This is a genomic window from Kribbella sp. VKM Ac-2571 (assembly GCF_004362255.1).
Taxonomy (GTDB): domain Bacteria; phylum Actinomycetota; class Actinomycetes; order Propionibacteriales; family Kribbellaceae; genus Kribbella; species Kribbella pratensis.
On record NZ_SNWS01000021.1, the window covers coordinates 39,138 to 66,099 of the forward strand.

At 68.8% G+C, this 26,962-nt stretch carries 24 protein-coding genes; 11 read left to right on the top strand and 13 right to left on the bottom strand.

Features of this window, described 5'->3' with window-relative positions; all coding sequences use genetic code 11:
• Positions 1 to 9: 9 nt before the first annotated feature.
• Together EV651_RS35070 and EV651_RS35075 are read right to left on the bottom strand one after the other, a co-directional pair.
• Positions 10 to 366 (bottom strand): NADH-quinone oxidoreductase subunit A, encoded by a 357-nt coding sequence (locus tag EV651_RS35070; protein WP_131286606.1) that lies wholly within the window; start codon positions 364 to 366, stop codon positions 10 to 12.
• 10 nt (positions 367 to 376) lie between these two features.
• Complete coding sequence (locus EV651_RS35075; RefSeq protein ID WP_133789561.1) at positions 377 to 1,132, bottom strand: hypothetical protein; 756 nt, start codon at positions 1,130 to 1,132, stop codon at positions 377 to 379.
• Between the two features lie 269 nt (positions 1,133 to 1,401).
• Here EV651_RS35075 and EV651_RS35080 point away from each other — a divergent pair, with 269 nt between their 5' ends.
• Both EV651_RS35080 and EV651_RS35085 read left to right on the top strand, forming a co-directional pair.
• A complete protein-coding gene (locus EV651_RS35080; protein WP_238157394.1) occupies positions 1,402 to 3,378 on the top strand; it encodes a 2-oxoacid:acceptor oxidoreductase subunit alpha in 1,977 nt (658 codons plus the stop codon).
• A complete protein-coding gene (locus EV651_RS35085) occupies positions 3,375 to 4,454 on the top strand; it encodes a 2-oxoacid:ferredoxin oxidoreductase subunit beta (RefSeq protein WP_133789562.1) in 1,080 nt (359 codons plus the stop codon). Before EV651_RS35080 ends, EV651_RS35085 begins: the two co-directional genes overlap by 4 nt.
• Here the strand turns inward: EV651_RS35085 and EV651_RS35090 are convergent.
• The 3 genes from EV651_RS35090 to EV651_RS35095 form a co-directional block, all read right to left on the bottom strand.
• Entirely contained in the window at positions 4,451 to 5,125 is a 675-nt protein-coding gene (locus tag EV651_RS35090) for an HAD family hydrolase (RefSeq protein WP_370353880.1), read from the bottom strand. The two genes, EV651_RS35085 and EV651_RS35090, sit on opposite strands and share 4 nt — an antisense overlap.
• Positions 5,092 to 5,244 carry a hypothetical protein gene (locus tag EV651_RS41650; protein WP_166658892.1) on the bottom strand — a complete coding sequence of 51 codons (153 nt, stop codon included), beginning with the start codon at positions 5,242 to 5,244 and terminating at the stop codon, positions 5,092 to 5,094. Before EV651_RS41650 ends, EV651_RS35090 begins: the two co-directional genes overlap by 34 nt.
• Before the next feature lie 188 nt (positions 5,245 to 5,432).
• The gene (locus EV651_RS35095; RefSeq protein ID WP_133789564.1) at positions 5,433 to 6,584 is read right to left on the bottom strand and encodes an alpha-hydroxy-acid oxidizing protein; all 1,152 of its coding nucleotides are present in this window, start codon (positions 6,582 to 6,584) and stop codon (positions 5,433 to 5,435) included.
• Between the two features lie 94 nt (positions 6,585 to 6,678).
• On the opposite strand from EV651_RS35095, the gene EV651_RS41655 reads away from it, so the two are divergent.
• From EV651_RS41655 to EV651_RS35110, 4 genes are read left to right on the top strand one after another with little or no spacing between them, the layout of a single operon-like run.
• Complete coding sequence (locus EV651_RS41655; protein ID WP_166658893.1) at positions 6,679 to 6,846, top strand: hypothetical protein; 168 nt, start codon at positions 6,679 to 6,681, stop codon at positions 6,844 to 6,846.
• Between the two features lie 44 nt (positions 6,847 to 6,890).
• Positions 6,891 to 7,664, top strand: coding sequence for a hypothetical protein (locus EV651_RS35100; protein ID WP_133789565.1), 774 nt, complete (start codon positions 6,891 to 6,893; stop codon positions 7,662 to 7,664).
• On the top strand, positions 7,642 to 8,841 hold the full coding sequence (locus EV651_RS35105) for an MFS transporter (RefSeq protein ID WP_238157395.1): 1,200 nt from the start codon (positions 7,642 to 7,644) through the stop codon (positions 8,839 to 8,841). The genes EV651_RS35100 and EV651_RS35105 overlap by 23 nt, the downstream gene beginning before the upstream one ends.
• A gap of 35 nt (positions 8,842 to 8,876) precedes the next feature.
• Positions 8,877 to 10,124 (top strand): DUF445 domain-containing protein, encoded by a 1,248-nt coding sequence (locus EV651_RS35110; RefSeq protein ID WP_133789567.1) that lies wholly within the window; start codon positions 8,877 to 8,879, stop codon positions 10,122 to 10,124.
• Between the two features lie 294 nt (positions 10,125 to 10,418).
• Here the strand turns inward: EV651_RS35110 and EV651_RS35115 are convergent, their stop codons facing one another.
• A complete protein-coding gene (locus tag EV651_RS35115; RefSeq protein WP_133789568.1) occupies positions 10,419 to 11,165 on the bottom strand; it encodes a D-Ala-D-Ala carboxypeptidase family metallohydrolase in 747 nt (248 codons plus the stop codon).
• A gap of 153 nt (positions 11,166 to 11,318) precedes the next feature.
• Between EV651_RS35115 and EV651_RS35120 the strand changes: the two genes are divergently transcribed.
• Together EV651_RS35120 and EV651_RS35125 are read left to right on the top strand one after the other, a co-directional pair.
• Positions 11,319 to 11,861, top strand: coding sequence for a SigE family RNA polymerase sigma factor (locus EV651_RS35120; protein WP_133789569.1), 543 nt, complete (start codon positions 11,319 to 11,321; stop codon positions 11,859 to 11,861).
• Positions 11,861 to 13,285 carry a hypothetical protein gene (locus tag EV651_RS35125; RefSeq protein WP_133789570.1) on the top strand — a complete coding sequence of 475 codons (1,425 nt, stop codon included), beginning with the start codon at positions 11,861 to 11,863 and terminating at the stop codon, positions 13,283 to 13,285. The genes EV651_RS35120 and EV651_RS35125 overlap by 1 nt, the downstream gene beginning before the upstream one ends.
• Before the next feature lie 15 nt (positions 13,286 to 13,300).
• On the opposite strand, the gene EV651_RS35130 is transcribed toward EV651_RS35125, so the two are convergent.
• Both EV651_RS35130 and EV651_RS35135 read right to left on the bottom strand, forming a co-directional pair.
• The gene (locus EV651_RS35130) at positions 13,301 to 14,053 is read right to left on the bottom strand and encodes a sugar phosphate isomerase/epimerase (protein WP_133789571.1); all 753 of its coding nucleotides are present in this window, start codon (positions 14,051 to 14,053) and stop codon (positions 13,301 to 13,303) included.
• Positions 14,054 to 14,116: 63 nt separating this feature from the next.
• Positions 14,117 to 14,704, bottom strand: coding sequence for a hypothetical protein (locus EV651_RS35135; protein ID WP_166658894.1), 588 nt, complete (start codon positions 14,702 to 14,704; stop codon positions 14,117 to 14,119).
• A 120-nt stretch (positions 14,705 to 14,824) separates the two neighbouring features.
• Between EV651_RS35135 and rarD the strand changes: the two genes are divergently transcribed.
• Both rarD and EV651_RS35150 read left to right on the top strand, forming a co-directional pair.
• On the top strand, positions 14,825 to 15,742 hold the full coding sequence (rarD, locus tag EV651_RS35145; protein WP_133789574.1) for an EamA family transporter RarD: 918 nt from the start codon (positions 14,825 to 14,827) through the stop codon (positions 15,740 to 15,742).
• A gap of 135 nt (positions 15,743 to 15,877) precedes the next feature.
• Complete coding sequence (locus EV651_RS35150; protein ID WP_133789575.1) at positions 15,878 to 17,980, top strand: PD40 domain-containing protein; 2,103 nt, start codon at positions 15,878 to 15,880, stop codon at positions 17,978 to 17,980.
• A gap of 35 nt (positions 17,981 to 18,015) precedes the next feature.
• Here the strand turns inward: EV651_RS35150 and EV651_RS35155 are convergent, their stop codons facing one another.
• Positions 18,016 to 20,103: a bifunctional serine/threonine protein kinase/MFS transporter gene (locus EV651_RS35155; protein ID WP_133789576.1), complete on the bottom strand. Its 2,088-nt coding sequence runs from the start codon at positions 20,101 to 20,103 to the stop codon at positions 18,016 to 18,018.
• A gap of 159 nt (positions 20,104 to 20,262) precedes the next feature.
• Between EV651_RS35155 and EV651_RS35160 the strand changes: the two genes are divergently transcribed.
• Entirely contained in the window at positions 20,263 to 21,570 is a 1,308-nt protein-coding gene (locus tag EV651_RS35160; protein ID WP_133789577.1) for a cytochrome bc complex cytochrome b subunit, read from the top strand.
• Here EV651_RS35160 and EV651_RS35165 read toward each other — a convergent pair.
• The 4 genes from EV651_RS35165 to EV651_RS35180 form a co-directional block, all read right to left on the bottom strand.
• Complete coding sequence (locus EV651_RS35165; RefSeq protein ID WP_133789578.1) at positions 21,557 to 22,672, bottom strand: XdhC/CoxI family protein; 1,116 nt, start codon at positions 22,670 to 22,672, stop codon at positions 21,557 to 21,559. The genes EV651_RS35160 and EV651_RS35165 overlap by 14 nt on opposite strands.
• Entirely contained in the window at positions 22,665 to 23,147 is a 483-nt protein-coding gene (locus tag EV651_RS35170) for a (2Fe-2S)-binding protein (RefSeq protein WP_133789579.1), read from the bottom strand. The genes EV651_RS35165 and EV651_RS35170 overlap by 8 nt, the downstream gene beginning before the upstream one ends.
• 7 nt (positions 23,148 to 23,154) lie before the next feature.
• Positions 23,155 to 25,485: a molybdopterin cofactor-binding domain-containing protein gene (locus tag EV651_RS35175; RefSeq protein WP_238157396.1), complete on the bottom strand. Its 2,331-nt coding sequence runs from the start codon at positions 25,483 to 25,485 to the stop codon at positions 23,155 to 23,157.
• Positions 25,486 to 25,659: 174 nt separating this feature from the next.
• A complete protein-coding gene (locus EV651_RS35180; protein WP_133789581.1) occupies positions 25,660 to 26,871 on the bottom strand; it encodes a CdaR family transcriptional regulator in 1,212 nt (403 codons plus the stop codon).
• Between the last annotated feature and the right edge of the window lie 91 nt (positions 26,872 to 26,962).

The following is a 26,962-nucleotide window of genomic DNA, read 5'->3' on the forward strand; positions in this document are numbered from 1 at the left end:
TCCAGCGCCTCAGGTCCAGCGCAGTACGCCCTTGCGGTACGCGTACAAGAGGCCGACGGCGACAAAGGCCAGGAAGACGAACATCTCGATCAGGGTCGCGACGCCGAGGGTCGCGAAGATCGTCGCCCACGGGAACAGGTAGATCGCGTCCACGGCGAAAATCACGTAGAGGTACGCGAACAGGTAGTACCGGATGTGGACCTGGGCCCAGCCCTCGCCGACCGGGTCGACGCCCGACTCGTAGGTCTTGAGCTTGCCCTCGGTCGGATACGTGACCGTCAGCGCCTTGTTCAGCGCGAACGCGCCGAGCAGCCCGACGAGGCCGAGCGCGACCACCGCGGCGATGACGCCATAGCTGTCCGACACGGGCAGCAGTCTAATTGGTGCAGAGCAGCAGGGAGTCGATCGAGACGTACGGGCCGTAGCCGGAGCGGACGTCGGCGACCTGGAGGCGCAGGCGGGTGACGCCGGTGATGTCGTGGTTCAGCCAGGTCTCGGTCTCCTGCTGCATCCGGACCGAGGTCAGCGCCTGCGTGCCGTTGTGCAGCGACACCCGGACCAGCCCGTCGGTGAGGTTGCCGAGCCAGTTCCGCGAGTACCGGCAGCCGGTCGAGTCGACGTCGCCCCAGACGTACCCGCCCTGGTCCGCCAGCAGGTCCGCCTCGGATCGCCGCGGCCCTTCCTTCGGCGGTACGACGGTGAACTGCGGCTGGCCCGCCCCGCCCGCGGCCAGCAGCCCCTTCTTGAACATCCCCCGCCACACGTAGTGCTTGAAGCTGATCATCGGCGAGATCGCCGCGGCGTACGGCGCCTGCGGGCCGATCGCGATCCGATACGTGCGGATCGACCCGGGCTGCACGGTGGTGATCGTCACGCTGCTGCCCGACGAGTACCCGTGCGCGACTTCCTGCCAGCGCTTCAGCGACGGGATCCATTGGTGCAACGGGATCCTGGTGCCCGCGGCGGGCGCCGGCGAGAGCGTGCCGACGACTGTGATCACGCCCTTGGTCGCGTCCGTCGTACGAATGCTTGAGATCGTCGCCGTCCGCGCCGGTGACGGAACCGCGGACGCGATCGGCGCAGCGCACCCCAGCATCAGCAGCGTCAGCAGTCCGATCAGCTCACGGCGCATGCGGCAACTCCCTGAATTCACAACTAGATGACGCCACCCTGCCGGTTCTCACTCCGGATCGCAAGCGAGCGCTTGCACACGGTGACGCGCGCGGGTTTCGCCACTACCTGAACCGACCACCTGTTAACACCGCGTCCCAGGCTGTGGACCACCGGGGCTTCCGCATGATTCCGTTCTAAGGGCGAACTAATATTGGGGTTATCGCCCTGCACGGGGGGATCGACCTGTCGCTCACACGGTGGCAAGCCGACCCAAGCTTCGACTTGGAGATGAACAGAACAGTGACCATCGAGGTCAAGCAGCTCGACCGCGTGGTGATCCGCTTCGCCGGCGACTCCGGCGACGGGATGCAACTCACGGGGGACAGGTTCACAGCGGAAACGGCATCGTTCGGCAACGACCTGTCGACGTTGCCCAACTTCCCAGCAGAGATCCGGGCACCAGCCGGCACTCTGCCGGGAGTCAGCTCGTTCCAGCTCCACTTCGCCGACCACGACATCCTCACGCCGGGTGATGCGCCCGACGTGCTGATCGCCATGAACCCGGCGGCGCTGAAGGCGAACCTCAAGGACGTGCCGCGGGGCGCGACCCTGATCGTCGACACCGCCGACTTCACCGCGCGCAACCTGAAGCGGATCGGGTACGACGAGAACCCGCTGGAGACCGGCGAGCTCGACGGCTACCACGTCGTACCGCTGAACCTGACCGGCATGACGGTCGAGTCGGTCAAGGAGTTCGGCCTGTCCCGCAAGGACGCGTCCCGGGCGAAGAACATGTACGCGCTCGGCCTGGTGTCCTGGCTGTTCCAGCGGCCGGTCGAGTCGACGATCACGTTCCTGCAGACCAAGTTCGCGTCCAAGCCGGACATCCGCGACGCGAACATCGCGGCCTTCCGCGCGGGCTACAACTTCGGTGAGACCGCCGAGGAGTTCTCGGTCCGGTACGAGGTGAAGCCGGCCCACATGGCCACCGGCACCTATCGGAACATCTCCGGCAACCTCGCGCTGGCGTACGGCCTGGTGGCGGGCGCCCAGCGGGCCGGGCTGCCGCTGGTCCTCGGCGCGTACCCGATCACCCCGGCCTCCGACGTACTGCACGAGCTGTCCAAGCTCAAGCGGTTCAACGTCACCACGATCCAGGCCGAGGACGAGATCGCCGGTGTCGGCGCCGCCCTGGGCGCGTCGTTCGGCGGCGCGCTCGGCGTGACCACGTCGTCCGGTCCTGGGATCAGCCTGAAGTCCGAGACGATCGGCCTAGGGGTGATGCTCGAGCTGCCGCTGGTCGTCTGCGACATCCAGCGCGCCGGCCCGTCGACCGGTATGCCGACCAAGACCGAGCAGGCCGACCTGCTCCAGGTGATGTTCGGCCGCAACGGCGAGGCGCCGCTGCCGGTACTCGCCGCCCAGTCCCCCGCGGACTGCTTCGCGATCGCGGTCGAGGCGGCCCGGATCGCGATCACCTACCGCACACCGGTGATCGTGCTGTCCGACGGCTACCTGGCCAACGGTTCCGAGCCGTGGCGGATCCCGGTCATCGACGAGCTGCCGACGATCGACCCGGACTTCACCGTCGAGCCGAACGCGACCGACGACAAGGGCGCCCCGAAGTACCTCCCCTACCTGCGCGACCCGGAGACCCTCGCCCGAGCCTGGGCGATTCCCGGTACGGCGGGCCTGGACCACCGGATCGGCGGTCTGGAGAAGGAGGACAAGACCGGGAACATCTCCTACGACCCGGCCAACCACGACCTGATGATCCGGACCCGCCAGGCGAAGGTGGACGGGATCACCGTCCCGCCGGTGCAGGTCGACGACCCGGACGGTACGGCGAAGGTCCTCGTGCTCGGGTGGGGTTCGACGTACGGCCCGATCGGAGCGGCTGTCCGCCGGGTCCGCAAGGTGGGCGGCAAGATCGCGCAGGCCCATCTGCGGCACCTCAACCCGTTCCCGTCCAACCTCGGCGACCTGCTGAAGTCGTACGACAAGGTCCTCGTGCCGGAGATGAACCTCGGCCAGCTGGCGATGCTGCTGCGCGCCAAGTACCTGGTCGACGTCGTCTCGTACGCGCAGGTCCGCGGTATGCCGCTCGGCGCCGCGGAGCTGGCCGAGGTGATCGGCAACCTGGTCGAGGAGACCGAGGGCATCGACGACGACGCCCGCCACCTGGGGGCGGCCGCGGCCGCCGTCAAGCACGGCGAGGCACTGGCCGACCAGAACGGTCATCTCAAGACGGAAGGTGCACGATGAGCGCCGTAGAGCTCGGTATGCCGAGCCTGCCGAACGGACTGCAAGGCGTCCCGGCCGCGACCGAGCCGCAGAACCGCAAGGAGTACGTGTCGGACCAGGAGGTCCGCTGGTGCCCGGGGTGCGGTGACTACGCCGTACTCGCGGCCTTCCAGGGCTTCCTGCCCGAGCTCGGGATCAAGCGCGAGAACGTGGCGATGGTGTCCGGGATCGGCTGCTCGTCCCGGTTCCCGTACTACCTGTCGACGTACGGCATGCACTCGATCCACGGCCGGGCGCCGGCGATCGCGACCGGGCTCGCGACGGCCCGGCCGGACCTGAGCGTGTGGGTGGTGACCGGTGACGGCGACGCGCTGTCGATCGGCGGCAACCACCTGATCCACACGCTGCGGCGGAACGTGAACATGAAGATCCTGCTGTTCAACAACCGGATCTACGGCCTCACGAAGGGGCAGTACTCGCCGACGTCGGAGCCGGGCAAGGTGACGAAGTCGACGCCGATGGGATCGGTCGACAACCCGTTCAACCCGGTCTCGCTGGCGCTCGGCGCGGAGGCGACGTTCGTGGCGCGCACCGTCGACTCCGACCGCAAGCACCTCACGTCGGTCCTGCGGGCCGCGGCCGAGCACCGCGGGACGGCGTTCGTCGAGATCTACCAGAACTGCCCGATCTTCAACGACAACGCGTTCGAGGCGTTCAAGGATCCGGAGACCCGGGACGACGCGATCATCCCGCTCGTGCACGGGGAGCCGATCCGGTTCGGCACCGACGGGCATCTCGGCGTGGTGCGCGACGGCTTCGCCTCGCTGGCCGTCCGCGAGGTCGCCGACCTGCCCGGCGGCGAGTCGGACCTGGTCGTCCACGACGCCCACACCGACGACCCGGCGTACGCGTTCGCCCTGTCCCGGCTGACCGACGGCGGTGTCCTGCACCAGGCCCCGATCGGCGTCTTCCGGTCCGTCGAGCGTCCGGCGTACGACGACCTGGTCCGGCAGCAGATCACCACCGCCCAGGAAACCCAGGGCACCGGCGACCTGCAGGCCCTGGTCACCGGCGCGGACACCTGGACCGTGAACTAGAGGAGCTCGAGCAAGGTCTGCCCGGCCGCGCGGTCCAGATGCCGCGCGGTCAGGCCGGCCGCTTGTGCCGCCACGACGTCCAGCTCGAGGTTGTCGCCGATCATCAGCGCATCGGACGGTTCGACTCCCAGGGCTTCGCAGACCTGGTGATAGGCCCGCGGGTCGGGCTTGCTGAAGCCGAGCGATTCAGATGTGCAGACGACATCGATCAAATCGGCCAGGCCGATCTTCTCCAGCTTCGCGTTCTGCTGCCGGGTGCTGCCGTTGGTGAGCACGCCGATCCGCCATCCGTTGCCCCGAGCAACTTCCAGCGCGGGCCGTGCGTCCGGGTAGGCGATCCAGTTGTTCGTGTACTGCGTGAGGTACCCCGTGAACACCTCGTCCAGCTCGGCCTCGCTCGCCGGCACCGGCAGACCGAGCACCGGAAGGAACGCCCGCAGCCGCCCGCGCCGCTGCCCCTGATGCGTGAGCTCTCCCGCCAGAAACCGGTTGAACTGATCCTCCTCGATCACGAACCACTCGGCGATCAGCTCATCCGTCGGCACGATCCCAAGCCCGGCCACCCAACTCCGAACCCCCGCCACCGCACACCCCGTGTGATCGAACAACGTGTTGTCCAAATCAAAAACAACCGCCTTCACAGCCCAGCGCCCCTGCTGCTTGACTCCCACGGGTCGGCCAGGTTTTGGTCGATCAACTCCCGGTCGGACGTCCAACGCTCATCGGTACGCCGACGCAAAACGTCCGCGATCCCGTCGCAGCTGTTGGTGTCGTGATCCTTCTCAGCCACCCGTCCTCCTCCGTCTGCCCGGGTCCGCGAGCCTGAGCCGGACTGCGAACAGGAGGCGGAGTCTGCGGACAGGCTATTACGGCTCTTGTGTTGCCGGGGGACGAGACATCTGGTGGGGGCTGCGGACAGGGAATATCAGGTCCCGGCCCACCAGAACCTGTCTGACGCCCCGGCAGTTCACCCACGCATTATGCGCGGGCTACCGAGTCGCGGTTTAGTTCTCGGTGGTTGGCGTGGCCGGAGAGGGCCAGGGTCAGGTCCAGTTCGGCGAGGAAGCAGCGGAGGACGTGTTCTACGCCGGCTTGGCCGGCCAGGGCGAGGCCGTAGAGCAACGGGCGGCCCAGGAGGATCGCCTTCGCGCCGAGGGCGAGTGCTTTGGCCGCGTCGGCGCCGGTGCGTACGCCGGAGTCGAAGAGGATCGTGAGCTGTTCGCCGACCGCGTCCGCGATCGCCGGGAGTGCGTCCAGTGAGGCGATCGCGCCGTCGACCTGGCGGCCGCCGTGGTTCGAGACGACGAGGCCGTCCACGCCGTGCTCGGCCGCGAGCTTGGCGTCCTCGACGTGGGTGATGCCCTTGAGGACGATCGGGCCGTCCCAGTTGTCGCGCAGGAACGACAGGTCGTCCCAGGACAGGCCGACGTTCGGGAACATCTGCGCCCAGTGCATCACCGCCGCACCAGGATCCTCCTCGATCGGCTTGGCCAGCTTCGACCGGAACGCCGGATCGCTGAAGTAGTTCGCCAGCCCCTCCCCCTTCAGGAACGGCAGGAACCCGCGGTCCAGATCAGTCGGCCGCCACCCGATCGTCCCGGTGTCCAGGGTGACGACGAGTACGGCGTACCCCGCGGCCTTCGCGCGCTGCAGGAAACTCAGGCAGACGTCGCGGTCGGTCGGGTAGTACAGCTGGAACCACTTGCTGGTCGCCTCGATCTGCTCGATCGCGTGGCTGGCCTGGGTCGAGTGCGTGTAGGTCAGGCCGAGGGTGTTCGCGGCGCGTGCGGTCGCCAGCTCACCGTCCGGGTGCGCGAGGGTCTGTACGCCGATCGGCGCGATCAGGACCGGCGCGGGCATCGCCGTACCGAGGACCGTGCAGGACAGATCGCGTTCGGTGCTGCCGCGCAGCATCCGCGGCACCAGTCGCCAGCGCTCGAACGCCGCCTGGTTGGCCCGCGCGGTCGCGCCGCTGCCCGCGCTCGGCACGATGTACCCCATCGCCTCGAGCGGCAGCTTCCCGGCCGCCTGCGACTCCAGCCGCGCCAGATCGGTCGTGATCTCCGGCGTCACCCCCTGCAGCATCCCCTGCAGGTAGATCTGCAACTGATAGTCCCCGAAGTTGGCCATGCCGGATGCTCCCACAATGCCATGACATCCGTCAGCACAGGATCCGGACGGATCGCATCCGCGCGACCGGTCGCCGGCCACGAGAGTGATGGGTATGACGATGACCGCCCCAAGGCAGAACAGCGTGAAGCGCAGCCTGCCCGCCCTCGGCCTGTTCTTCCTGTCACCCCTGGTGGCGGAATTCCTGCTCGGAAACATTCCGATCAGCGCGCTGTTCGCCTTGCTGGGCCTGGCCCGCTGTACGGCGGCGGCGCGGTCCTGATCCGCGAGATTGTCCGGCGACGCGGCTGGGGCTACCCGAGCGTGATGATCCTCGCGCTCGCGTACGGCGTTCTCGAGGAGGGCATCACCACGCAGTCGTTGTTCAACCCGAACTACGCCGGCCAGCGACTCCTGGACCCGGGACATGTCGGCTTTCTCGGGATGGGAGCGCCGTGGACGCTGCTCGTGCTCGGACTGCACACGATCTGGAGCATCACGGTGCCGATCGTGCTGGTCGAGTCGATGTCGCGACGGCCGCGCGAACCCTGGCTGGGCAAGGTCGGTCTGAGTGTGTACGGCGCCTTGTTCGTGCTCGGCATCGTCGCCACGACCGCCATCCAGCTCGGGACGGACCCGTTCGTCGCATCCCCGGCCCAGTTCGCGGGCGTAGTGGTCGCCGTTGCCGTCCTGGTCGTCCTCGCGGCACGCGTCGGCCGACGTGCCCCGCGTCGTACTCCGGGAACCGTGCCTTCGGCGTGGGTGTTCGCGGTGGCAGGTCTGGCGGTGAGCTCGGGATGGATGCTGACGAGCGACCTGGTGAAGAACGGCCGGCTGGGTGCTGCGGTAATGCTCGCCATCGACGTCCTGGCGGCGGTCGTTCTGGTGCGCTGCTCGCGCCGTACGGGCTGGACGCCGAAGCACGCGATGGCGCTGGCGGGCGGCACCTTGCTGACCTACGCATGGCACGCGTTCCCCGAGGAGCCGGTCTTCCCCGCGCCGCACACGGTGGACCTGATCGGGAACGCGGTCTTCGCCCTGCTCGCGGTGGCTCTGCTGGTCTTTGCGACAATCAGGTGTGACAACTTCAGTCGGTCCTGACACCGCGCGGCACGTCAATCTGGCGTTGTTCGCGTTGGCGACGGGTGGGTTTGCGATCGGGACCACCGAGTTCGTCACGATGGGGCTGCTGCCGCAGATCGCGGAGGGCGTACACATCTCGATCCCGACGGCCGGCCACGTGATCTCGGCGTACGCGCTGGGCGTCGTGGTCGGCGCTCCGGTGATCGCGGCGCTCGGCGCGCGGACCGGGCGCAAACGGTTGCTGCTCGGGCTGACGGCGGTGTTCGTGGTCGGCAACGTGCTGTCGGCGGTTGCCTCGAGCTACGAGTTCCTGCTGGCCGCACGGTTCCTGTCCGGCCTGCCGCACGGCGCGTTCTTCGGGATCGGCGCGGTGGTCGGCGCGTCGCTGGTGCCGCCGGACCGGCGCGCCCGCGCGGTGTCGGTGACGATGGTCGGGCTCCCGATCGCGAACATCATCGGCGTGCCGGTGACGACGCTGCTGGGCCAGCAACTCGGGTGGCAGGTGCCGTTCCTCGCGGTCGGCGTACTGGGCCTGCTGACGCTGGTCGCGGTCTGGTTCTGGGTGTCGCCGCAGCCGGTCGGGAGCGACGTCAACGTGCGCAGCGAACTCAGCGCGCTGGCCCGGCCGCAGGTGTGGATGGCGCTGCTGGTCGGGATGGTCGGGTTCGGCGGGATGTTCGCGACGTACTCGTACATCACCCCGACGATGACGGAACTGGCCGGTTTCTCCGAGTCCGCCGTGACGATCGTCCTGGGCGTGTACGGCGTGGGCATGACCGCCGGCACCGTCCTCGGTGGACGCCTCGCCGACCGGTGGTTGATGGGCAGCGTGTACGGCGGGCTGGTCGCGGTCGCCGTCGTACTGGGAACGTTCGGCTGGCTCGCGCAGACCCGGCCGGGCGCGCTGGTCGGTGTGTTCGCGATGGGCTGCTCCGCGAGCATCCTGGTGCCGGCGCTGCAGACCCGCCTGATGGACGTCGCGCACGAAGGGCAGTCGCTGGCCGCGTCGCTGAACCACTCCACGCTCAACATCGCCAACGCGCTCGGTGCCTGGCTCGGCGGCGTCGTACTGGCCGCCGGCTACGGCTACGAATGGCCCAGCCGCCTCGGTGCCGCCCTCGCCGTCGCCGGGCTGATCCTGGCCGCGATTTCCGGTCTCATGGAACGACGCGGGGCCACTCAGGTACTTGCCTGAGGGGTTCCTCACCGCCGACTTGGTTAGATCGGGGTATGGCGACCTTGACGTTGGGCACGGCCGATCTGGTACGGCGGCGTGGGCTGCGGCGGATGCGGTCGGTGGCGTTGGCGCTGCTGGTGCTGGCCGCGGTGATCTACGTGGTGACACTGCACCGCAGCGGCGGCTGGGCGTACGTGAACGCGGCGGCCGAAGCGGCGATGGTGGGTGCGTTGGCGGACTGGTTCGCGGTGACGGCGCTGTTCCGGCGGCCGCTCGGGCTGCCGATCCCGCACACCGCGATCGTGCCGACCCGGAAGGACAGCCTGGCCGAGAGCCTGGAGCAGTTCGTCACCGAGAACTTCCTCTCCGAGGAGGTCGTCGGGGAGAAGATGCGGACCGCGGAGGTGAGCCGGCGGGCCGGTGAGTGGCTTGCGGCCGGCAACCACGCCGAACGGATCGTTGCCGAAGGCGCGCGCACGGTCGGAGCGGCGCTGCCGAAACTCGGCGACGACGACGTGACCGCGTTCGTCAGCGGGTCGTTGCTGCCGCGGTTCGTGAAGGAACCGTTGAGCCCGATCGCCGGGCACTTCGTGGAGTCGGTGGTCGAGGACGGCGCCCACCACGCGCTGCTGGATCTCCTGTTGGTCGAGGCGCACGACTGGCTGGCCGACAACCGGGACCTGCTGGCGGATGTCGTCGGGCCGCGGGCGCCGCGATGGTCACCGCAGTGGGTGGACCGGATGGTGATCGACCGGATCCATCGCGAGGCGCTGGCGTGGCTGGCCGACGTCCGGGACAACCAGTCGCATCCGGCCCGCCGGGCGATCGACCGGCTGCTCGCGCAGCTGGGGGCCGACCTGCAGCACGACGCGGACACGATGGCGCGGTTCGAGGCGTGGAAGGCGCGGATGCTGACCCATCCGGACATGGGCTCGAGCCTGACCGCGGTCTGGGACGCTCTGCGCACCGCTTTGATCGACTCGATCAACGATCCTCAGAGCACGCTGCGGGCCCGCGGGGTCCGGGCTCTGCAGGAGCTGGGGCAACGGCTCCAGGACGACGAGGCGCTACGTGCGAAGGTCGACAGCCGCGCGGCCGAGGCCGTCGGGTACGTCGTCCGCACGTACGGCCAAGAGATCGTCTCGGTCATCTCCGACACCATCGAGCGCTGGGACGGCCGCGAAGCCGCCGCCCGCATCGAACTCCACGTCGGCCGCGACCTCCAGTTCATCCGCATCAACGGCACCGTCGTCGGAGCCCTGGTCGGCCTCACCATCCACACCGTGAGCCAACTGCTGTGAACCCGAGGGCCACCCCCACCCCACCTACGCAGGCTCCTCCCCAAACCAGTTCGGGGAGGAGCCTGCGCATCAACCGGGGAGTCCTACCTCCTGATCCGGGGAGGCGCTCCTCCCCAAACCGGTTTGGGGAATGTCTGCGCACAGACCGGGGAGTCCTACCTCCCGATTCGGGTAGGCAGGACTCCCCAAACCGGTTTGGGGAGTCCTCACGAGCACGTCACGCCGCCGTACGGGCATACGACGCTGACCGGCCGAGCTGACGGACTTGCGACCCGAACGATTCTTGTCGGGGCACTAGATGCCGCAGTTGGGGGCGCTCCAGGAGTTGGTGGTGCGGATGTCTACGTGGGTGTGGTCGTTGTGGTCCGGGTAGCCGGGGCCGAAGATGCCACCGAAGCCGTGGTAGCGAGCTTGCTTGGCGAGAGTGCAGAGCGAGGGACTGCCGACCAGGTCCGCGGACCGGCCGTAGAGGTGCTGGCTGTTGCTGGCGCCGCCGACCTGGCTGTTGCACGAGTAGCTGCGGAAACCGCTGGTGATGTTGAGCGGCTGGTCACCGAGCGCGTGCCGCATCGCCTCCAGGTGCCACATCGTCTCGAGCGCGTTGGCCTTGGTCGCCGCCTCGGACAGCGGACCGCCGTCGTACCCCGATCCGCCGCAGCCGTCGTCGAGCTCGGCGTACGTGAAGTGGATCGGCGTGCAGTCGTCGTCCTGCAGCGCGTAGATCTTGCTGAACGTGGCCGAGCCGGCGACTCCGTCCTGGGTCAGCCCGTAGGCCGCCTGGAAGCGCTGCACCGCAGCCTTCGTGGCCGGGCCGAACTCGCCGTCGATCGCCAGGTGCGCGCCGTACCCGGGATATCCGGAGACCCGGATCTGCAGCTGCCGCACGTCCGCGCCGGACATGCCTTCGCTGAGCTGGCGGCCCCACGTGTAACAGCCGTCCGCATGGGCGACGGTCGTGGCCACGACCTGTGAAGCGGTGAGAGTCGCTACGAACAGCAGGAGTACGGCGAGCAGCCGCGGCAACGGTCGAGTGCTGGACATCGGACACCTCCGGGGCGGTGAAGGAATCTGTCCCGGAACAGCATTCCGTCATTTTCCGCCTCTTGGTCAGCGCTCACGGGAAATTTCCGACACGCAGCAGACTTTCCGACACGGCAGGCAACTTTCCGCAACGGCCGGCCGGTCCAGCAGGATGTGAGCATCGACGACGGAGTCCTGGCGACGGGGGTGACCGCGGTGCACGACGACGACGGCACGGACACCTTCGACACGTTCGTCACCGCGCGCTCGCGGGCCCTGCTGCGGACCGCCTACCTGCTGACCCGCGACCACGCGCTGGCCGAGGACCTGGTCCAGACCGCGCTGGCGAAGGCGTGGTTCCATTGGTCCCGGATCCGCGAGGACAACCCGGAGCCGTACGTCCGGCGGATCCTGGTCACGACGTACTCCTCCTGGTGGCGACGCCGCTGGAACGGTGAGATCCCGACCGAGGAACTCCCCGAGGCTCCCACCGCGGACGGCGACGACGGGCTCGACCTGTGGGACGCCATCGGCCGCCTCCCCCGCCGTCAACGCGCGGTCGTCGTACTGCGCTTCTACGAAGACCTCAGCGAGGCCGAGACCGCCCGCCTCATGGGCAGCTCCGTCGGCACCGTCAAGAGCCAGACCGCCAAGGCTCTCGCCAAGCTCCGCCTCGACCCTTCCCTTGCCACCCCAGCAGAACTGGAGACCCCGTGATGAACCTCCAGGACCTGCGCGACGAGCTCACCACTCGCGCCACCACCGCCGACCAGCACCCGGGCGACCTGTTGCCCGGTGTGCGGCAGAAGATCCGCCGCACCAAGCAGCGCCGTACCTTCGCCGCGCTCGGTGTGGTCGCCGTACTCGCGGCCGTCGCGGCCACCGTCGTCCCCACCATGCGGCCGACGCCACCGGCCGACAACCCACCCGAGGACTACACCCGCGACGGCCTCACGGTCCCCGGAACGGTCGGCAACGACAAGTTGCTCAAGGCATGGATCGGCGACCGCGGCCAGAGCAGTCTGTCGTTCGCGTGGACCCCGACCACCGACTCGATCACCGTCCACGCCAACTGCGAGGCCGCTGCCGGCATGTCCGCGATCCGCTTCCGCATCAACGGCTGGTACCTCGGCGACGCGAGCTGCGACAGCGGCCCGGACTCGTGGGCGATCGACAGCGGCGTCACACTTGCGCCCGACTCGGCCTTTTGGCTGGGCTCCCCGGTCGGCAGGCCGGCCCAGGTCTCCGCCGAGCTGATCGATCTCGAGTCCGGCAAGCCGGCCGGCGAGAGCGGCCGGATCTGGTTCGGCATCTACTCCACCTCGCCCAACCCGCCGAGCAGCAACGGCGCACCGGCACGGTACGCGCCGGTCGACGCGGGCGCGTACCAAAAGGACGGCGTGGTCTACCGGAGGACGATCGGTGGCGATACCTTGGCCGCCGCGAAGGTCGCCGATCCGGGACGCCTCGAGGTGCGGTTCAGCTTCACCTCAACGGGGGCCAAGCTGTCCTTGCGCCCGTTCTGTACGGCGAACGCGGGGTCCGGCGGCGACCGCAACCCGCCGTACACCGTGGAGATGCGTATCGGCCCCGGGCAGCCGTTCACGGCGACCTGCGACGCGAGCTCGACCGACGCCGGGAAAGGCAGCGGCTTCACGATCGCCTCGCCGGCACCGGCTGGGCAACGCGTCGATGTGGTCGCGAAGGTCCTGCCGACCAGCCCGAACCTGGTCGGCATGCCGCCGGATGTCCGGCTGGGTCTGGGCATCTACTTCCAGGGACCGCAGCGGGTCATCGACGGGATGGAACTCCCGGAGCAGACGGAGGTGGCCGGGTATCGGTACCGGCTCGCGCAGGTGAAGACCGCTCCTGGCCCGGACCGGCGTCTCGTAGCGGACACCCCGGCGGATCAGCCGTACGTCGTCGCCTATGGAGGCTCGATGCTCGGCACCGGCGAGTTCCGGGCCAGTCTCACGGTTGGCAAGACCGAGACCGGCCTCGGCGTCGCGCCGGACGCCGGCGGCATGGGCATCGGCTGGGACGCACACGGCGCCGCCCGCTCCGAGCGCGCCATCCTCACGATCGCCGAGGGCAAACCCACCAAGGGAACCCTGATCCTGGCGATCTACCTCCCGGACTAGGACCGGGCTGGGTTGTCAGACCCAGCTGTGGAGGTCGGCGGCGTCCTTGGTGAGCTGCTCGGGTGAGTCGTCCGCGACGAACTCCAGCAGCGCGTTGATCTCGCGCGGCTCGGCGGCGAGGCGGTCGAGGACCGGCCGCCACAGCGACTCCCGGGCCGCGAGCGGCAGCCGGTTGTTCGACGGCCACCACGAGAACACGTGCACCGTGCTCAGCCACGGCATCAACGCCTCGAGCTGCTGCAGGCACTCCGCGTCGTCGAGATCGACCGGCGGCTGCCAGTACGTCGTGAGGTTCGGCGCGCCGACGTCCAGCAGCAGCGTGATCGTCGAGTCGACCTCGTCGGTGAGCGTGTTGCGATGGAACTCCATCGCGATCTCGATCCCCGCACCGGCGGCCATGTCGGCGAGCTCGCCCAGTCCACGGGTCACCGCCATCCGGTCGCCGACGCCCGCCTCCGCCGTACCGACATTGCCTGCCCAGACCCGGATCCGGCGCGCGCCGAGCGCCTCGGCGGTGGCGACCGCTGAGCGCATCTCCTCGCGGTCCACGCTGCCCGCCCGCAGATAGGAGCCGTACGCCGCGACTTGCAGGCCGTGTACCTCGGTCAGGTTCCGGACCCGCTTGGCGTTGACCAGGTTGCCGAGCGGGACGTGCACGTCACCGCCCCATTCGATCGCCGCGAGCCCGGACTTCGCCGCCACCTCCACCACCTGGTCGACCGGCAACTGACGAAACGTCACCGAGACCAGACCGGTCCTCACACTCACGTGCGCCTCCTGGTGTCCACACCTCCATCCAACCGCATCACACCAGCGGCCTCACGTCACACGTCATCCGATGGACGGTCCACGCCTGTACACACCGACCTCTTTCTCTCTGGTAACTGCCACTCCGGCCTTGACGGCGACGACCGGAGCGGCCACCGCACCGGCTCCGGCGGCAGTACCGGCGGCCGCACCGGCGGCGGCACCCGCGGCGGCAGCAGGTGCCTGGGACGGTCCACCGGGCGCTTTCCTGGCCGCCGCCTCCGCGGCGAACACCACCGCGTGCGCGATGTAGTCCTCGGCGCGCCCGGTCCGCTGCGCGTCCATGGTGTTGGTCCGGCTGTCGGCGGCCAGCAGCTCCGCCGCCAGCTTTCGTGCCGCCGCTGTTTCCGGCCGTGCCTGGTCCTGCTCGACGTGCGGCCGGTCGTTGCTGTTCAGGTAGGCGCTGAACGGCTCCGCTTCAGGACTGTCCTGCTGGCCGACGGTCGCCGCGACCACATCGCGGTGCGCCCCCATGGCCTCCGCTGCGATCGCCTGCCGCACCCGCTGCCCGGCCAGCACCCGATCCTCCGCGGTGAGGTTGGCCGAAGCGAGCGCCGTCCGTGTGACGTCGTCGGTCAACTCGTCGATGAGCTTGCCGCGGGACTGCGCCATCCGATTCCTCCTGTGGGTCCGTGAAGTGCGCACAGGGTATCCACGCGGGAGGCCGCGCCCGTCTCACGTCATGAGCAAAGTGATTGGATGCGGCTGTCGGTCAGGCATAGGCTGAGCACCGTGCCAGAACAGCGAAAAGGATTCACCTACGGGTTCGCCGCGTATCTGATCTGGGGCCTGTTCCCGCTGTACTGGAAGCTGCTCGACCAGTCCGGGGCCCTCGAACTCCTGGCCCACCGGGTGCTCTGGTCGCTGGTCACGATCGTGATCCTGGTCGCCGTACTGCGGAAGTTCGCGGCCGTGAAGGCCCTACTGGCCGAACCACGGCGGCGGTGGCCGTTGATCGCGGCGGCGTTCCTGATCTCGGTGAACTGGGGCACCTACATCTGGGGCGTCGGCAACGGTCACGTCGTGGAGACCTCGCTCGGGTACTTCATCACGCCGCTGTTCACGGTCCTGCTCGGCGTCTTCGTCCTCAAGGAACGGCTCCGGCCGGTGCAGTGGACCGCACTGGGGATCGCGTTCGTGGCCGTCGCCGGGCTGACCGTCGAGAACGGGCGGCCGCCGTGGGTGGCGATCATCCTGACGTTCTCGTTCGGGTTCTACGGGCTGGCGAAGAAGCAGGCCGGCGCCGGCGCGATCGAGGGGATGGCGATCGAGTCCGGCACGGTCCTACCGTTCGCGGTCGCGGGGATCGTCGCCCTCGGGCTGCACGGCGACGCCACGGTCACCCACCACGGGACGGCGTACCTCGTGCTGGTGCTGCTGACCGGGCCGATCACCGCCGTACCGCTGCTGCTCTTCGGCGCCGCGGCCACCCGGGTCTCGATGACGACCCTCGGGCTGCTGAACTACATCGCGCCGATCATGCAGTTCATCTGCGGCCTGGTGATCTTCCACGAGCAGATGACGCCGATGCGCTGGGTCGGCTTCGGCCTGGTGTGGGTCGCGCTGGCGCTGTTCACGTTCGACAGCATGCACACCCGCCGCCGCAACCTCGCCCTCGAACGCGCGGCGGTCACAGCTTCCGCGATTTGAGGCGTCGGCTGCTGAACCACGGTTTTGTTACGGCGGTTGCAGGTTGCTGCAACCGCCGTAACAAACGTTCGAGTATCTCGATATACGGGCGAACGAGAACCTTCCGGTTCTCGCCGTCCCGATTCGAGGAACCCTGTGCGCACGACCTTCCGAGTGCTCGCGCCGATCGCGCTGGCCGCTGTCGGCCTGACCGCGGCCCTGCCCGCCTCCGCGCTGCCCGCCCCCACCAAGGTGACTCGAGCGGCGAAGTTGCCGTCCACCCCGCTGGACGTCAAGCTGGCCGGCACCCTGACGGGCGTCGATCTGCGCTGGACGGCGGCGCCGGACGCCAACGACGACGGCGTGACCGGCTACAACATCCACCGGGTCGTCGGCGGCACCGACACGGTCCTGCCCTGGCAGCCCGCCTGGAACGACGTCGGGTACCAGTGGCACGAGTCGGAGCACATTCCCGGCGCGACCTACTCGGTCGCCGCGAAGAACGCCGAGGGCGAAGGTTCGGCCAGTACGCCGATCACGCTTCCGGCCGCCCATCGGGCGATCACCGTCGGCCACACGATCTGGCTCGAGAACGGCAACACCCGCACGTACGCGGGCCAGATCGCCGTACCCGGCGGTCAGCAGGTCGTCCCGCTCGCGCCGGACGGCCCGACCCAGATCATCGGCGACGTCGTCGCAGCCTCGCCCGACGGACGGGAGATCGCCTTCGCGAAGGGGCAGCTCGCCATCTGGCGCGTGCGGGCCGACATCCCGCACGCGACGCCGGTGCAGATTCTCGACGGCTCCTCCGGCATCATCCGCCTGGCCTGGTCGCCGGACGGGTCGAGGATCGCCTTCGAGCGACTGCAGCCGAACGCCGGTTCCTGCGTGGAGATCGTGGCCGCAACCGGCGGGACGCCGATCCGGGTGGGCTGCAACCTGCAGATGCCGACCTGGTCGAGCAACTCGAACCTGATCGTGAAGGACCAGACCAGCGGACGGCTGGCCATCGTCGAGGCCAAGGCCGCCGGAGTCATGACCGGCACCTTCGCGGGCACCGAGCAGAGCACCATGCCGTCGGTGTCGCCGGACAACCGCTGGATCGCGTACATCGACGGCAACGCCCCCGCGATCCGCCCGGTCGGCAGCGGTACGCCGAAGCTCGGCACCGCGACCGAACAGCGGCCGGTGGGCATCACGTGGTCACCCGACGGCTCCGAGGTGCTGATGACACAGCCGATCGCGTTCGGCGGCAGCGCCCTCGTGACGTTGCCGGTCGGGGCCGACGGCACCCTCGGAGCGGGCGAGACCATCTACCGCACGCAAGGCACGGACCGCATCGGGTCGGCGGTGTGGCAAGGCGCGCGCGTGAGCATCGGTTCGACCTCCACGCCGATGGGCACCACCGTGAGCATCCCGTTCGACACCAACGGCATGGCAGGTCCGGTGACCACGACGTGCCAGCTGGACGAGACGCCGGCCGTTCCGTGCACCTCGCCGTACCAGAAGAGCGGAGTGTCGGTCGGCTCCCACAAGTTCCGGGTGAAGGCGGTCGACGCCGACGGGCACGCCAGCGTTGCCTTCCGGTACGTGCTGGTCGACATGAGCGCGCCCAACGTGTGGATCACCGGGCCGGTCTTCGACGTGACGAAGGCGGCGACCGCCACCGTCACCTACACCGCCTCCGACGACAGCGGCACGCCGGTCGCCTCGTACGACTCCCGCTGGCGGATCGCACCGACAGCAGGCAACTTCGGCGCGTACGCCCCGGTGAAGTCCGGTACGACGGCCACCTCGGTCACGATCGGCCTGGCGCCCGGGTACGAGTACTGCGTCTCGGTCCGGGCCCGGGATGTCGTCGGCAACCTGTCCACCTGGACTGCCGACCGCTGCTTCTCCCGTCCGTCGGACGATCGCGCGATGAGCGCCTCGACCGGATGGACCCGGACGACCAACTCGGCGTACTACCTGGGCACCGCGACGGTCACCACCAAGACCGGGATCTCCGTTGCGCGCAGCAGTGTCCAGGCCAAGCGCCTCTGGCTCGTGGCGACGAAGTGCTCGACCTGCGGCAGCCTGACCGTCTACTACAACGGGAAGTCGGTCGGCATCGTCGATCTGAGCAACCCGTCGCTCGCGTACCAGGCAGTCGTACCGCTGCCGGTCCCGTCGACCTTCCTGACCGGATCGGTGCTCCTGACCACCAGAACAGCCGGCAAGGTCTACCAGATCGACGGCCTGGCAGTCCGCCGCACCTGACCAACCCGGCTACGCCCGGCGCTCCGGCGCCGGGCTTAGCGCTTCGGCTGCCGGCTCTCGAGCTCGCGGGTCAGGTCGGCGGCCAACGCCTCCAGCCTGGCCGGGGCGGGAGCACCGAGCGACTCCGACTGGTCAAGATCCAGTTCGAGGACGAGGTTCTCGACGCGGACCTGCACGGTGAGACCGATGGTGTCCTCGGAGTCGATCGTGCCGTCGTACGGCCGGCGGAAGGATTCGGTGCCGAGGGAGAGGTCGGTGACGGTCTTGCCGAGGTCGGTGGCCGATTCACGGTCCCGTTGCATCTCTCGTACGGCGCCGCGCTCGGTGTCGTACCGGATGAGCTCGACCTCGAACTCGGCGGCGTCCTTACCCTCGCTCTCGTCCGATCGTTTCCAGTCACAGTCGATGAAGTCACCGGAACTGTTGTTCTCGGGGTCGGGCGAGCTTCCCATGACCTGATTGATGCGATCCCCCGACAGGACGTCGAACGAGCAGACGTCCGGCGCGCTCTTGAAGTCGTCGAGCCGCCCGACGTACCCGGCGACCGCCTGTCCGGCGACGAAGAGTGGGGCGAGGAGGCCGGCGGTCACGGTGGCGATCAGCGCACCGCGCTTCGGTGGTCCGGCCGGCTTCAACGCGGGTACAGCGATCAGCGCGGCGCCGATCACCACGAAGCCCGCAACGCTCAGCACGCCGACGATGTAGTTGCCGTCGACAAGATCGTTCTGCTCGTTCAGCCACAGGAAGCCGCCCGCGACGACGCCACCGATCAGCAGTGCGGCGACCGCGATCCTGCGATGGAACGCGGTCACGCTGCCGAGCAGTTCAGCCGGTACGACGCGCTCCCGCAGCGACCGGCTCACGCGATGCCAGCCCGCGAAGAACACCAGGGCAACACCGGCGGAGACCACCGAGACGACCGACGACGACAGGATGGTGCCGGCGCCCGCGGCAAGCATCGACCCACCGGTCAACAGCGCCGCACCGATGAGTGTCAGGGGCAGGCCGAGCGATCGTCCGATGCGCGGCACCAGCCAGGCCCCGAGCCCGCCGCCAAGCGCGAAGGCCACGACGAGCCCGACGAAGATACCCAGCGGCATTCCATCGGTCAGTCCGTAGACGATGAGGCCGAGCAGCGCACCGCCCGCGCCGTTCAACGCCACGAGCAGCAGGACCAAGGCGCGCAGTACCCGGTTCTGCGGTACCGGGCCAGGCTCCTGCTCGAGGAGCTTCGTGGATCCGCCGAGCTGAACCGTCGGCTGGTTCGCGGGCACGACGACGGTCGGGGTCTCGAAGGTCGGGTATCCCCCGGCGATCGCGGCCATCCGCTGCCGCGCCGTCGCGGCGTCCAGGCGCCGAGCGGGATCGCGGTCCATCAGGCCGGCGATGACCGGGCCGAGCGGCCCGGCGTGCTTCGGCAGCTCGGGGTCGCGGGTCAGCACGGACGCCAGCATCGCGGGCAGGTCTTCGTGGTCGTGCGCGGGCCGCCCCCCGACGGCGAAATACAGCGTCGCGCCCAGCGACCACAGGTCCTGCAGCGGACCCGGCTCGGCGCCCGACAGGCGTTCGGGTGCGATGTAGCCGAGCGTACCGGTCACCATCCCGGTGCCGGTGAGCGTCCGTGTCTCACCGGCGACCGAGGCGATGCCGAAGTCGGTCAGCATCCAGTTGCCGTCGCTGCCCAGCATCACGTTCTGCGGTTTGACGTCGCGGTGCAAAACGCCTTTGGCATGCGCGGCGGTCAGTGCGTCGAGCAGCCGCACGCCGAGCTCGGCCGCACGGCGCGGACTCAACGGCCCGTCGGTCCCGACAGCCTGGTCGAGCGATCGGCCGGGCAGCAGCCGCATCACGATCCACGGGCGACCGCCCTCGTCCACGACATCGTGGATGGTGACGATGCCGGGGTGGTCGAGGCCGGCCGCGGCCCGGGCCTCCCGCAGTCCCCTGGCCCGCACCTTGTCGCGGTCGGCAAGGCTCAGGCCCTCGATGATGCGCAGTTCCTTCACCGCGACCTCGCGGTGCAGGACGGTGTCGAACGCCTTCCAGACCGTGCCCATGCCGCCGACGCCGATCGGCGGCTCGCTGAGGACGTATCGGCCACCGGCAAGGCTGCGTTCAGTCACGCGGAGACGATAGCGGCGCTCGGTTCCACCACGAGCCCGTTGCAGACACCGTCCGTACGCCGACAGCTACCGGCCACGTCCGCGGTCAGTGATGTGCGACACGGGACGTCACATTCTCGCCGGTTGCGGGGTCGTATGAGTGACCGAGGGAGGTCGAGCATGCAGCTTCCTACGAGCAATCTGCGAGCGAGAGTATTTCCCAACCACTGGTCGTTGTTGTTCGGGCAGGTGGCCTTCTACAGCTTCGTCGTGATCCTGCTCAGCGGCGTGGTCCTGATGCTGGACTACAAGCCGTCGGCAGAACACGTCGTGTACGACGGGCCGTACGGTCCGCTGCGCGGAACGGAGATGTCGCGGGCGCTGGACTCGACGCTGGCGATCACCTTCGAGACCCGCGGCGGGTTGCTGATCCGCCAGCTCCATCACTGGGCCACGCTGATCATGGTGGCGGCGATCCTGCTGCACCTGCTGCAGTTGTTCTTCACCGCCGGCTTCCGGCGGCCACGACGCCTGAACTGGCTGGTGGTTTTCGGCCTCCTCGTCATCACATTGGGCGCAGCCCTCACCGGCACCTCGCTTCCGGACGACATGGCGTCCGGGACGAGTCTCGCCGTACTCGACGGTGTCCTGCAGGCCACGCCGTTCGTCGGCTCCTCCCTGTCGTCGCTGCTGTTCGGCGGCGAGTTCCCCGGCGATGTGATCTCGCGGTTCTACCCGCTGCACATCGCCGTCCTGCCCGCCGTGATCGTCGTACTCTTCCTTGCCCTCAGGCGGAAGTCCGACCAGACCGTCGGAGGCCGCGCGGCGACCGTCGCCGTGATCAAGCGCGCCGGCTTGTTCTGCTTCGTCGTCGGGGTCTCACTGGTCATGGCCGCGACGGCGACCATCAACCCGGTGTGGCTGTACGGCCCGGCCGACCCGGCGGACACCTCGGCCGGTGTCGGACCGGCCTGGTACCTCGCCTTCCTGGACGGCTCGCTCCGGCTCGCACCGGGCTGGGAAGTCGTCTGGTGGGGAAGGACGATCAGCTTCGCCGTCCTGTTGCCGGTTGCGATCTGCACGCTGTTCCTCGCGCTCGTCGCGGTCTACCCGTTCATCGAGGAACGGCTGACGGGCGACCGGGAGGAACACCACGTGCTCGAGCGGCCGCGTGCCAACCCGATCCGGACCGGCATCGGCGTCGCGGGCATCGTCTTCTACGGCGTCCTGTGGGCGGCCGCCGGCGCCGACACGATCGCCGTACAGTTCCATCTCTCGTTCAACACGTTGCTGCGGGTGTTCCAGATCCTCCTGATCCTCGGCCCGCCTGCGGCGCTACACATCACCCGTCGCATCTGCCTGGGCCTGCAGCAACAAGACACCGAGATCGCGACGCACGGCATCGAGACCGGCCGGATCGTCCGGCGTCCCGACGGCGGGTACGTCGAGGACCACCGCCCGTCGACCCGTCAGCTCATGCCGAGGTGACGAGCTCGTTGGTGCCGCCGTGGATCCGCCCGGTGGTCGTCGACAGCGGGCGGGCACTCGCCGCGTTACGGGTCGCGATGATCTCGGCCGCGATCGAGATCGCCGTCTCCTCGGGCGTCCGGGCGCCGAGATCCAGCCCGGTCGGCGAGGTCAGCCGGGCCAGTCCGTCCTCGGTAAGGCCCGCGGATCGCAAGCGGGCCAGGCGATCGTCGTGGGTACGCCGCGAGCCCATCGCGCCGATGTAGCCGGCGTCCGTCCGCAGAGCCAGTTCAAGCAGCGGTACGTCGAACTTCGGATCGTGGGTCAGCACGCACAACGCCGTACGGCGATCGATCTGGTCGAGTGCACCGGCCAGGAAGCGATGCGGCCAGTCGACCACGACCTCGTCCGCCTCGGGGAACCGTGCCCGGGTGGCGAACACGGCGCGGGCGTCGCACACCGTCACGTGATAGCCGAGGAACTTGCCGACCCGCGCCACGGCCGCCGCGAAGTCGATCGCCCCGAACACGAACATCCGCGGCGGCGGGGTGAACGCCTGCACGAACACCGACACCTCGGTACGCCGGCATTCTCCGTGTGCGCCGTACTGCTTGATCGCGGTGGAACCGTTGCCGAGCATCGCCACCGCGTCCTCGACCACCGCCGCGTCCAGCCCCGGATCGCCCAGGCTGCCGGTGACCCGGTCGGGCTCGACGACCAGGCGCCGACCGAGACCCGCTGTGACCACGGTCGCGACCGCGATCGGCCGGCCGGACTCGATCGCGGCGGCCACCAGCTCGAACTCCGCGAACGATGCCCGATCGATTGGTTCCACCAACACCTCGATCACGCCACCGCACGTCAGGCCGATCGCGAACACGTCGTCGTCGGACACGCCGTACCGGCGGACCGTCGGTACGCCGGTCCGGATGACGTCCTGTGCCACGGCGTACACGTCGGCCTCGACGCACCCACCGGACACACTGCCGACCGCCACACCGTCGCCGGACACTGCCATCGATGCGCCGGGCTGGCGAGGGGCCGAGCGGAACGTGTCGATCACCGTGGCGAGTGCGAACCGCTCTCCGTACCAAGGGCGGACGTGCGCGAGGACGTCACGCACCCATGTCCTCCGCGCCCGCCTTGACCGCTTCGCGAATCCGCGTGTACGTGCCGCAGCGGCAGATGTTGCGCAGCTCGTCGAGGTCGGCGTCCGTGATGTCGCGGCCCTCCGCCCGGGCCTGTTTGACCTTGGCGACGGCCGCCATGATCTGGCCGGGCTGGCAGTACCCGCACTGCGCGACGTCGTACTTCAGCCAGGCTTCCTGCATCGGGTGCAGGTCCTTGCCGACCGTCGCCGGCAGCCCTTCGATAGTGGTGACCTCGTCGGCCGGGTCGATGTCCTTCACCTGCACCGAGCACGGGTTGAACGCCTTGCCGTTGATGTGCGAGGTGCACGACTTGCACACCTCCAGCGCGCACCCGTACTTCGGGCCGGTGACGCCGAGCAGGTCCCGGAGAACCCACAGGAGCCGGACGTTGTCCTCGGCCTCGACGCTGATCTGCTTGCCGTTGAGCTTGAAAGTGTGCGTAGGCATGGATTCCTCAGAACGTGTGGTCGAGGCCGTCGGTCGGCGACTGCGGGGTGGACGGCTGCACCGGCAACGGCTCGAAGCTCAGCTTGCCGTGGTTGATCGGGAAGTACGTCGGCATCGTGCCGGTCGCCCGCGCATAGGCACACGCGATCGCGGCGAACGCCGGCGCCACCGCCAGCTCACCGGCACCGCTCGGGCTCTCGCTCGTGTTCGGCATGATCACCACCTGCACGTCCAGCGGCGAGTTCCACTGCCGCGTGTAGAAGTAGTTGTCCCAGCTGCCTTCGAGCGGGATGCCGTTCTTGATGTGCAGGCTGGACGTCAGCGCCAGCGCGATCGCGTCCTGCAGACCGCCGAACATCTGGGCCTCCAGACCACGCGGGTTGATGCAGAACCCGGGGTCGACGACGATCACCGCCTTGGTCACCCGCGGACCGGTGACCCCTTCGCCCTCCACCGGGCGGTTCACCGTCTCCGGCCGGCAGTCGATCTCGACCAGCGTCGCGACGGCCGCCCGGTACTCCGAGTGCACACCGACGCCCTGCGCAGTACCCTTCGGCATCGCCTTGCCCCAGTCGCCGACCTCGGCCGCCTTGTTCAGGACCGCGAGCAACCGCTGGTCCTTGAGGAAGTTCCGGCGGAACCGGACCGGGTCCTGGCCCATCTTCGCGGCGAGCTGGTCGACCACCAACTCCTCCGCGCAGACCACGTTCGGCGAGTAGATGTTGCGCATGCTGCCGGTGTTGAACTTCAGCGGGATCTCGTTGAGCAGCTGCGTCGTGACGCCGAAGTTGTACGGCGACGACTGGGTGAGCGCGAAGATCGTCTCGGCGAACGACAGGTTGCCGCCGACCGGAATGTCCGCCGCGAACGCCGTGATCATCTCGCCGAGACCATGACCGAAGTCGGTTTCCACACTGGTATGGCGCTGCTCGTAGGTGAGTACGTTGCCGGCGAGGTAGTTCACCCGGACGCGGGACGTGCTCATCGGGTGCGTGCGACCCTGGCGGAAGTTGTCGGTGCGGGACCAGGACAGCTTGACCGGCTTGCCCATCTTCTGCGAGATCTCCGCCGCCTCGGCCGCCACGTCGTGGAACAGGTGCCGGCCGAACGAGCCGCCGCCCTGGATGACGTGCACCTTGACCGCGTCGATCGGCAGGCCCAGCTGCTTGGCGATGTCCTCCTGCGCCACGATCGGCACCTTCAGGCAGGACCAGATCTCGGCGCTGTCCGGGCGGACGTCCGCGATCGCGCAGTCCGGCTCGAGCGGGCTGTTGCTGGCGAACGCGAACACGAACTCGGCGTCGATCGTCTTCGTCAGCAGCGGCAGCGCCGGAGCGGCCATCGGCAACTGGGCCGCCCGCAGCTTCGCCAGCACGGTGGCGTCGGACTCGCCGTCCACCGTGCCCGGGCCCCAGGTCGCGTCGACCTTCTGGATCGCGTCGATGCACTGACCGAACGTCTCGCCCCTGATCGCGACACCGTGGGTGATTCCAACGACATCGGTGATCCCGGGCATCGCCCGCAGCGCCGCGAGGTTGTTGATCGACCGCAGCGTCCCGTTGATCGTCGGCGGCCGGGCCACCATCGTCGGCTTCGCACCGGGGACGTTCAGGTCCATCGCGAACTGCTTGCGCCCGGTGACGATGTCGTGGGCGTCGACGCGGTTCCGCGGCTTCCCGAGGACAGTGAACTCGGACGGTGACTTGAGCTCGGCGGACACCGTGATCGTCTTCGCGGTCGCCGCGAGCTCGGCCAGCGAGCCGTACGTCGCCGTGCGGCCGCTCGGACCGCTCAACACACCCTTGCGGGTCGTCACCTGGCCGGTCTCGACGCCCCAGTGCGCCGCGGCCGTCTCCACCAGGCGCTGCCGGGCGATCGCGGCGGCCGTCCGCACCGGGAGGTACATGCTGCGCATCGAGTTCGAGCCGCCGGTCAGCTGGTTCATCAGCAGCTCCGGCCGTGCGTCGGCGAGCGCGATCTCGACCTTGTTCATCGGGAGATCCAGCTCTTCGGCGACCATCATCGCGAACGCGGTGGTGATGCCTTGGCCGACCTCGGCCCGCGGTACGGCGAAGTACGCGGTGCCGTCGGACTTCAGCTGGACCGTGATCAGCCCGGACGTCGGCGCCGCCGCCAGGTTCTGCAGGTCGCCGAGGTCGAAGATGTCCGACGGCTGCGGCACCGAGGGAACCGCCGCATCGGCCGTGCGCGGGTCGGACTCGTTGGTCAGCCAACTCACGCCGACCGCGAGGGTCGGTGCGGCGATCAGGTACCCGAGGACCTTGCGCCGGCCCAGCAGACCGCGTCTGTCGGCCGGTTGATCGCTTGGTCGATCCAACGAACGACGATGTTCGGCCATCAAGGTTCCTCCGAGCTCTGAGCAATGCTGGGAACGCAGTCTGGCACCGTCATCGGCGCGGCGGCATGGCCACGATGCCCACGTTTTGCGCGGTCTTACTGTGCACAACGCACAGCCCGGCACTTCGGTCACGCAGAGGGTGTCGCAGGATCCTCAGACACCCTCCGGCGGCGGGAACAGCCTGAAAGCACGCAACGCAAGGCCAAGCTCCAGATGGAAGCCTTCGTCGCTGAGGTTACGGCCGGTGATCTGATGGACCCGGTGCAGGCGGTTGATGACCGTGTTGCGGTGACAGTGCGCGAGATCGGCGGTACGACGTACGGAACCCGCCGCGAGCACCCACTTGTCCAACGTGTCGAGCAACAGTTCGCGTTCGGCCACGGGTACCGTCATCAGCGGCAGCAGCCAGTGCTGCACGAGCTGCTCGGCCAACTCCGGTGCGCTGAGCAACAACGCCTCCGGCAGCCGTTCGGTCAGCGCCGCTACGTCGATCTGACCGGCCGGCAGCGTACGCCGGGCCAGCATCGCCTGCCGGTACGCGATATTCACCTCGGCCAGTCCGGAGACAACGCCGGACAGACCTGCCGGTGCGTGGACGACGTCACGCAGCGTGCGGAGCACCGTGACCTGGGATTCCGTGCCCACCGCAAGCAAACCGACCACGGTCTGCGGACGGACCTGCCAAGCGGAAGCGATCCGGAGGCCCGCAAAGCGCCGTACCAACAAGGATGTCGTGCACTCGTCGTCGATCAGGTTGTCGATGGCCACCACCGCGTAGCCGCCGTTCACGGGCACGTCGAGGACGGTGGCCGCCTCCTGAATGAAGGCCCGATCCTTCCGCGGGCCGTGCAGCAGGCCCTCCCAGAGCGTCGACCTGCGGCGCTCGTCGGCACGGACGAGTTGCCGTTCGGCGGCGTGATAGGCGGCCGCGACCTGCGAGGACGTTCGGTCGACGACCTCCCAGACCTTGCTCGCGACATCCAGCAACGCCTCGGAGTCGACCACGCCCTGCACACGGGCCTCGTCGATCAACGCCTCCCAGACCAGCCGCCCGCCGAGCCGGAACGACTTGAGTACGTCATCCAGCGGCATCCGCTGCTCTGCCCGGCGCCGCCCGGTCGCCTGCGCCGCGTCGAAGTGGTCGTCGTTGTCGGCAATCATCCGCACGACACGAGCAACGTTGTCATGACAGGACCGCCACAGATCCTGCTGCGGCACCGCACCCATCTCGCGGTATGCCGGGTTCTGCTCGTAGATCGTCTCGACCAACGCATCGGTCAACGCCGGCAGATGCAGCAACACACTCTCGGCCAACGCCTCAACCGTCAGCCCCACCACCGGCAACGCAACATCCCGCTCACCCATAGTCGGCACAGCATCGCACACAGTCGCTGCGCCGCCCAGACCTCGCGTCAAACGCTCGCTCACTCGCGCCGTGTGCAAGCTCGACAGGAGG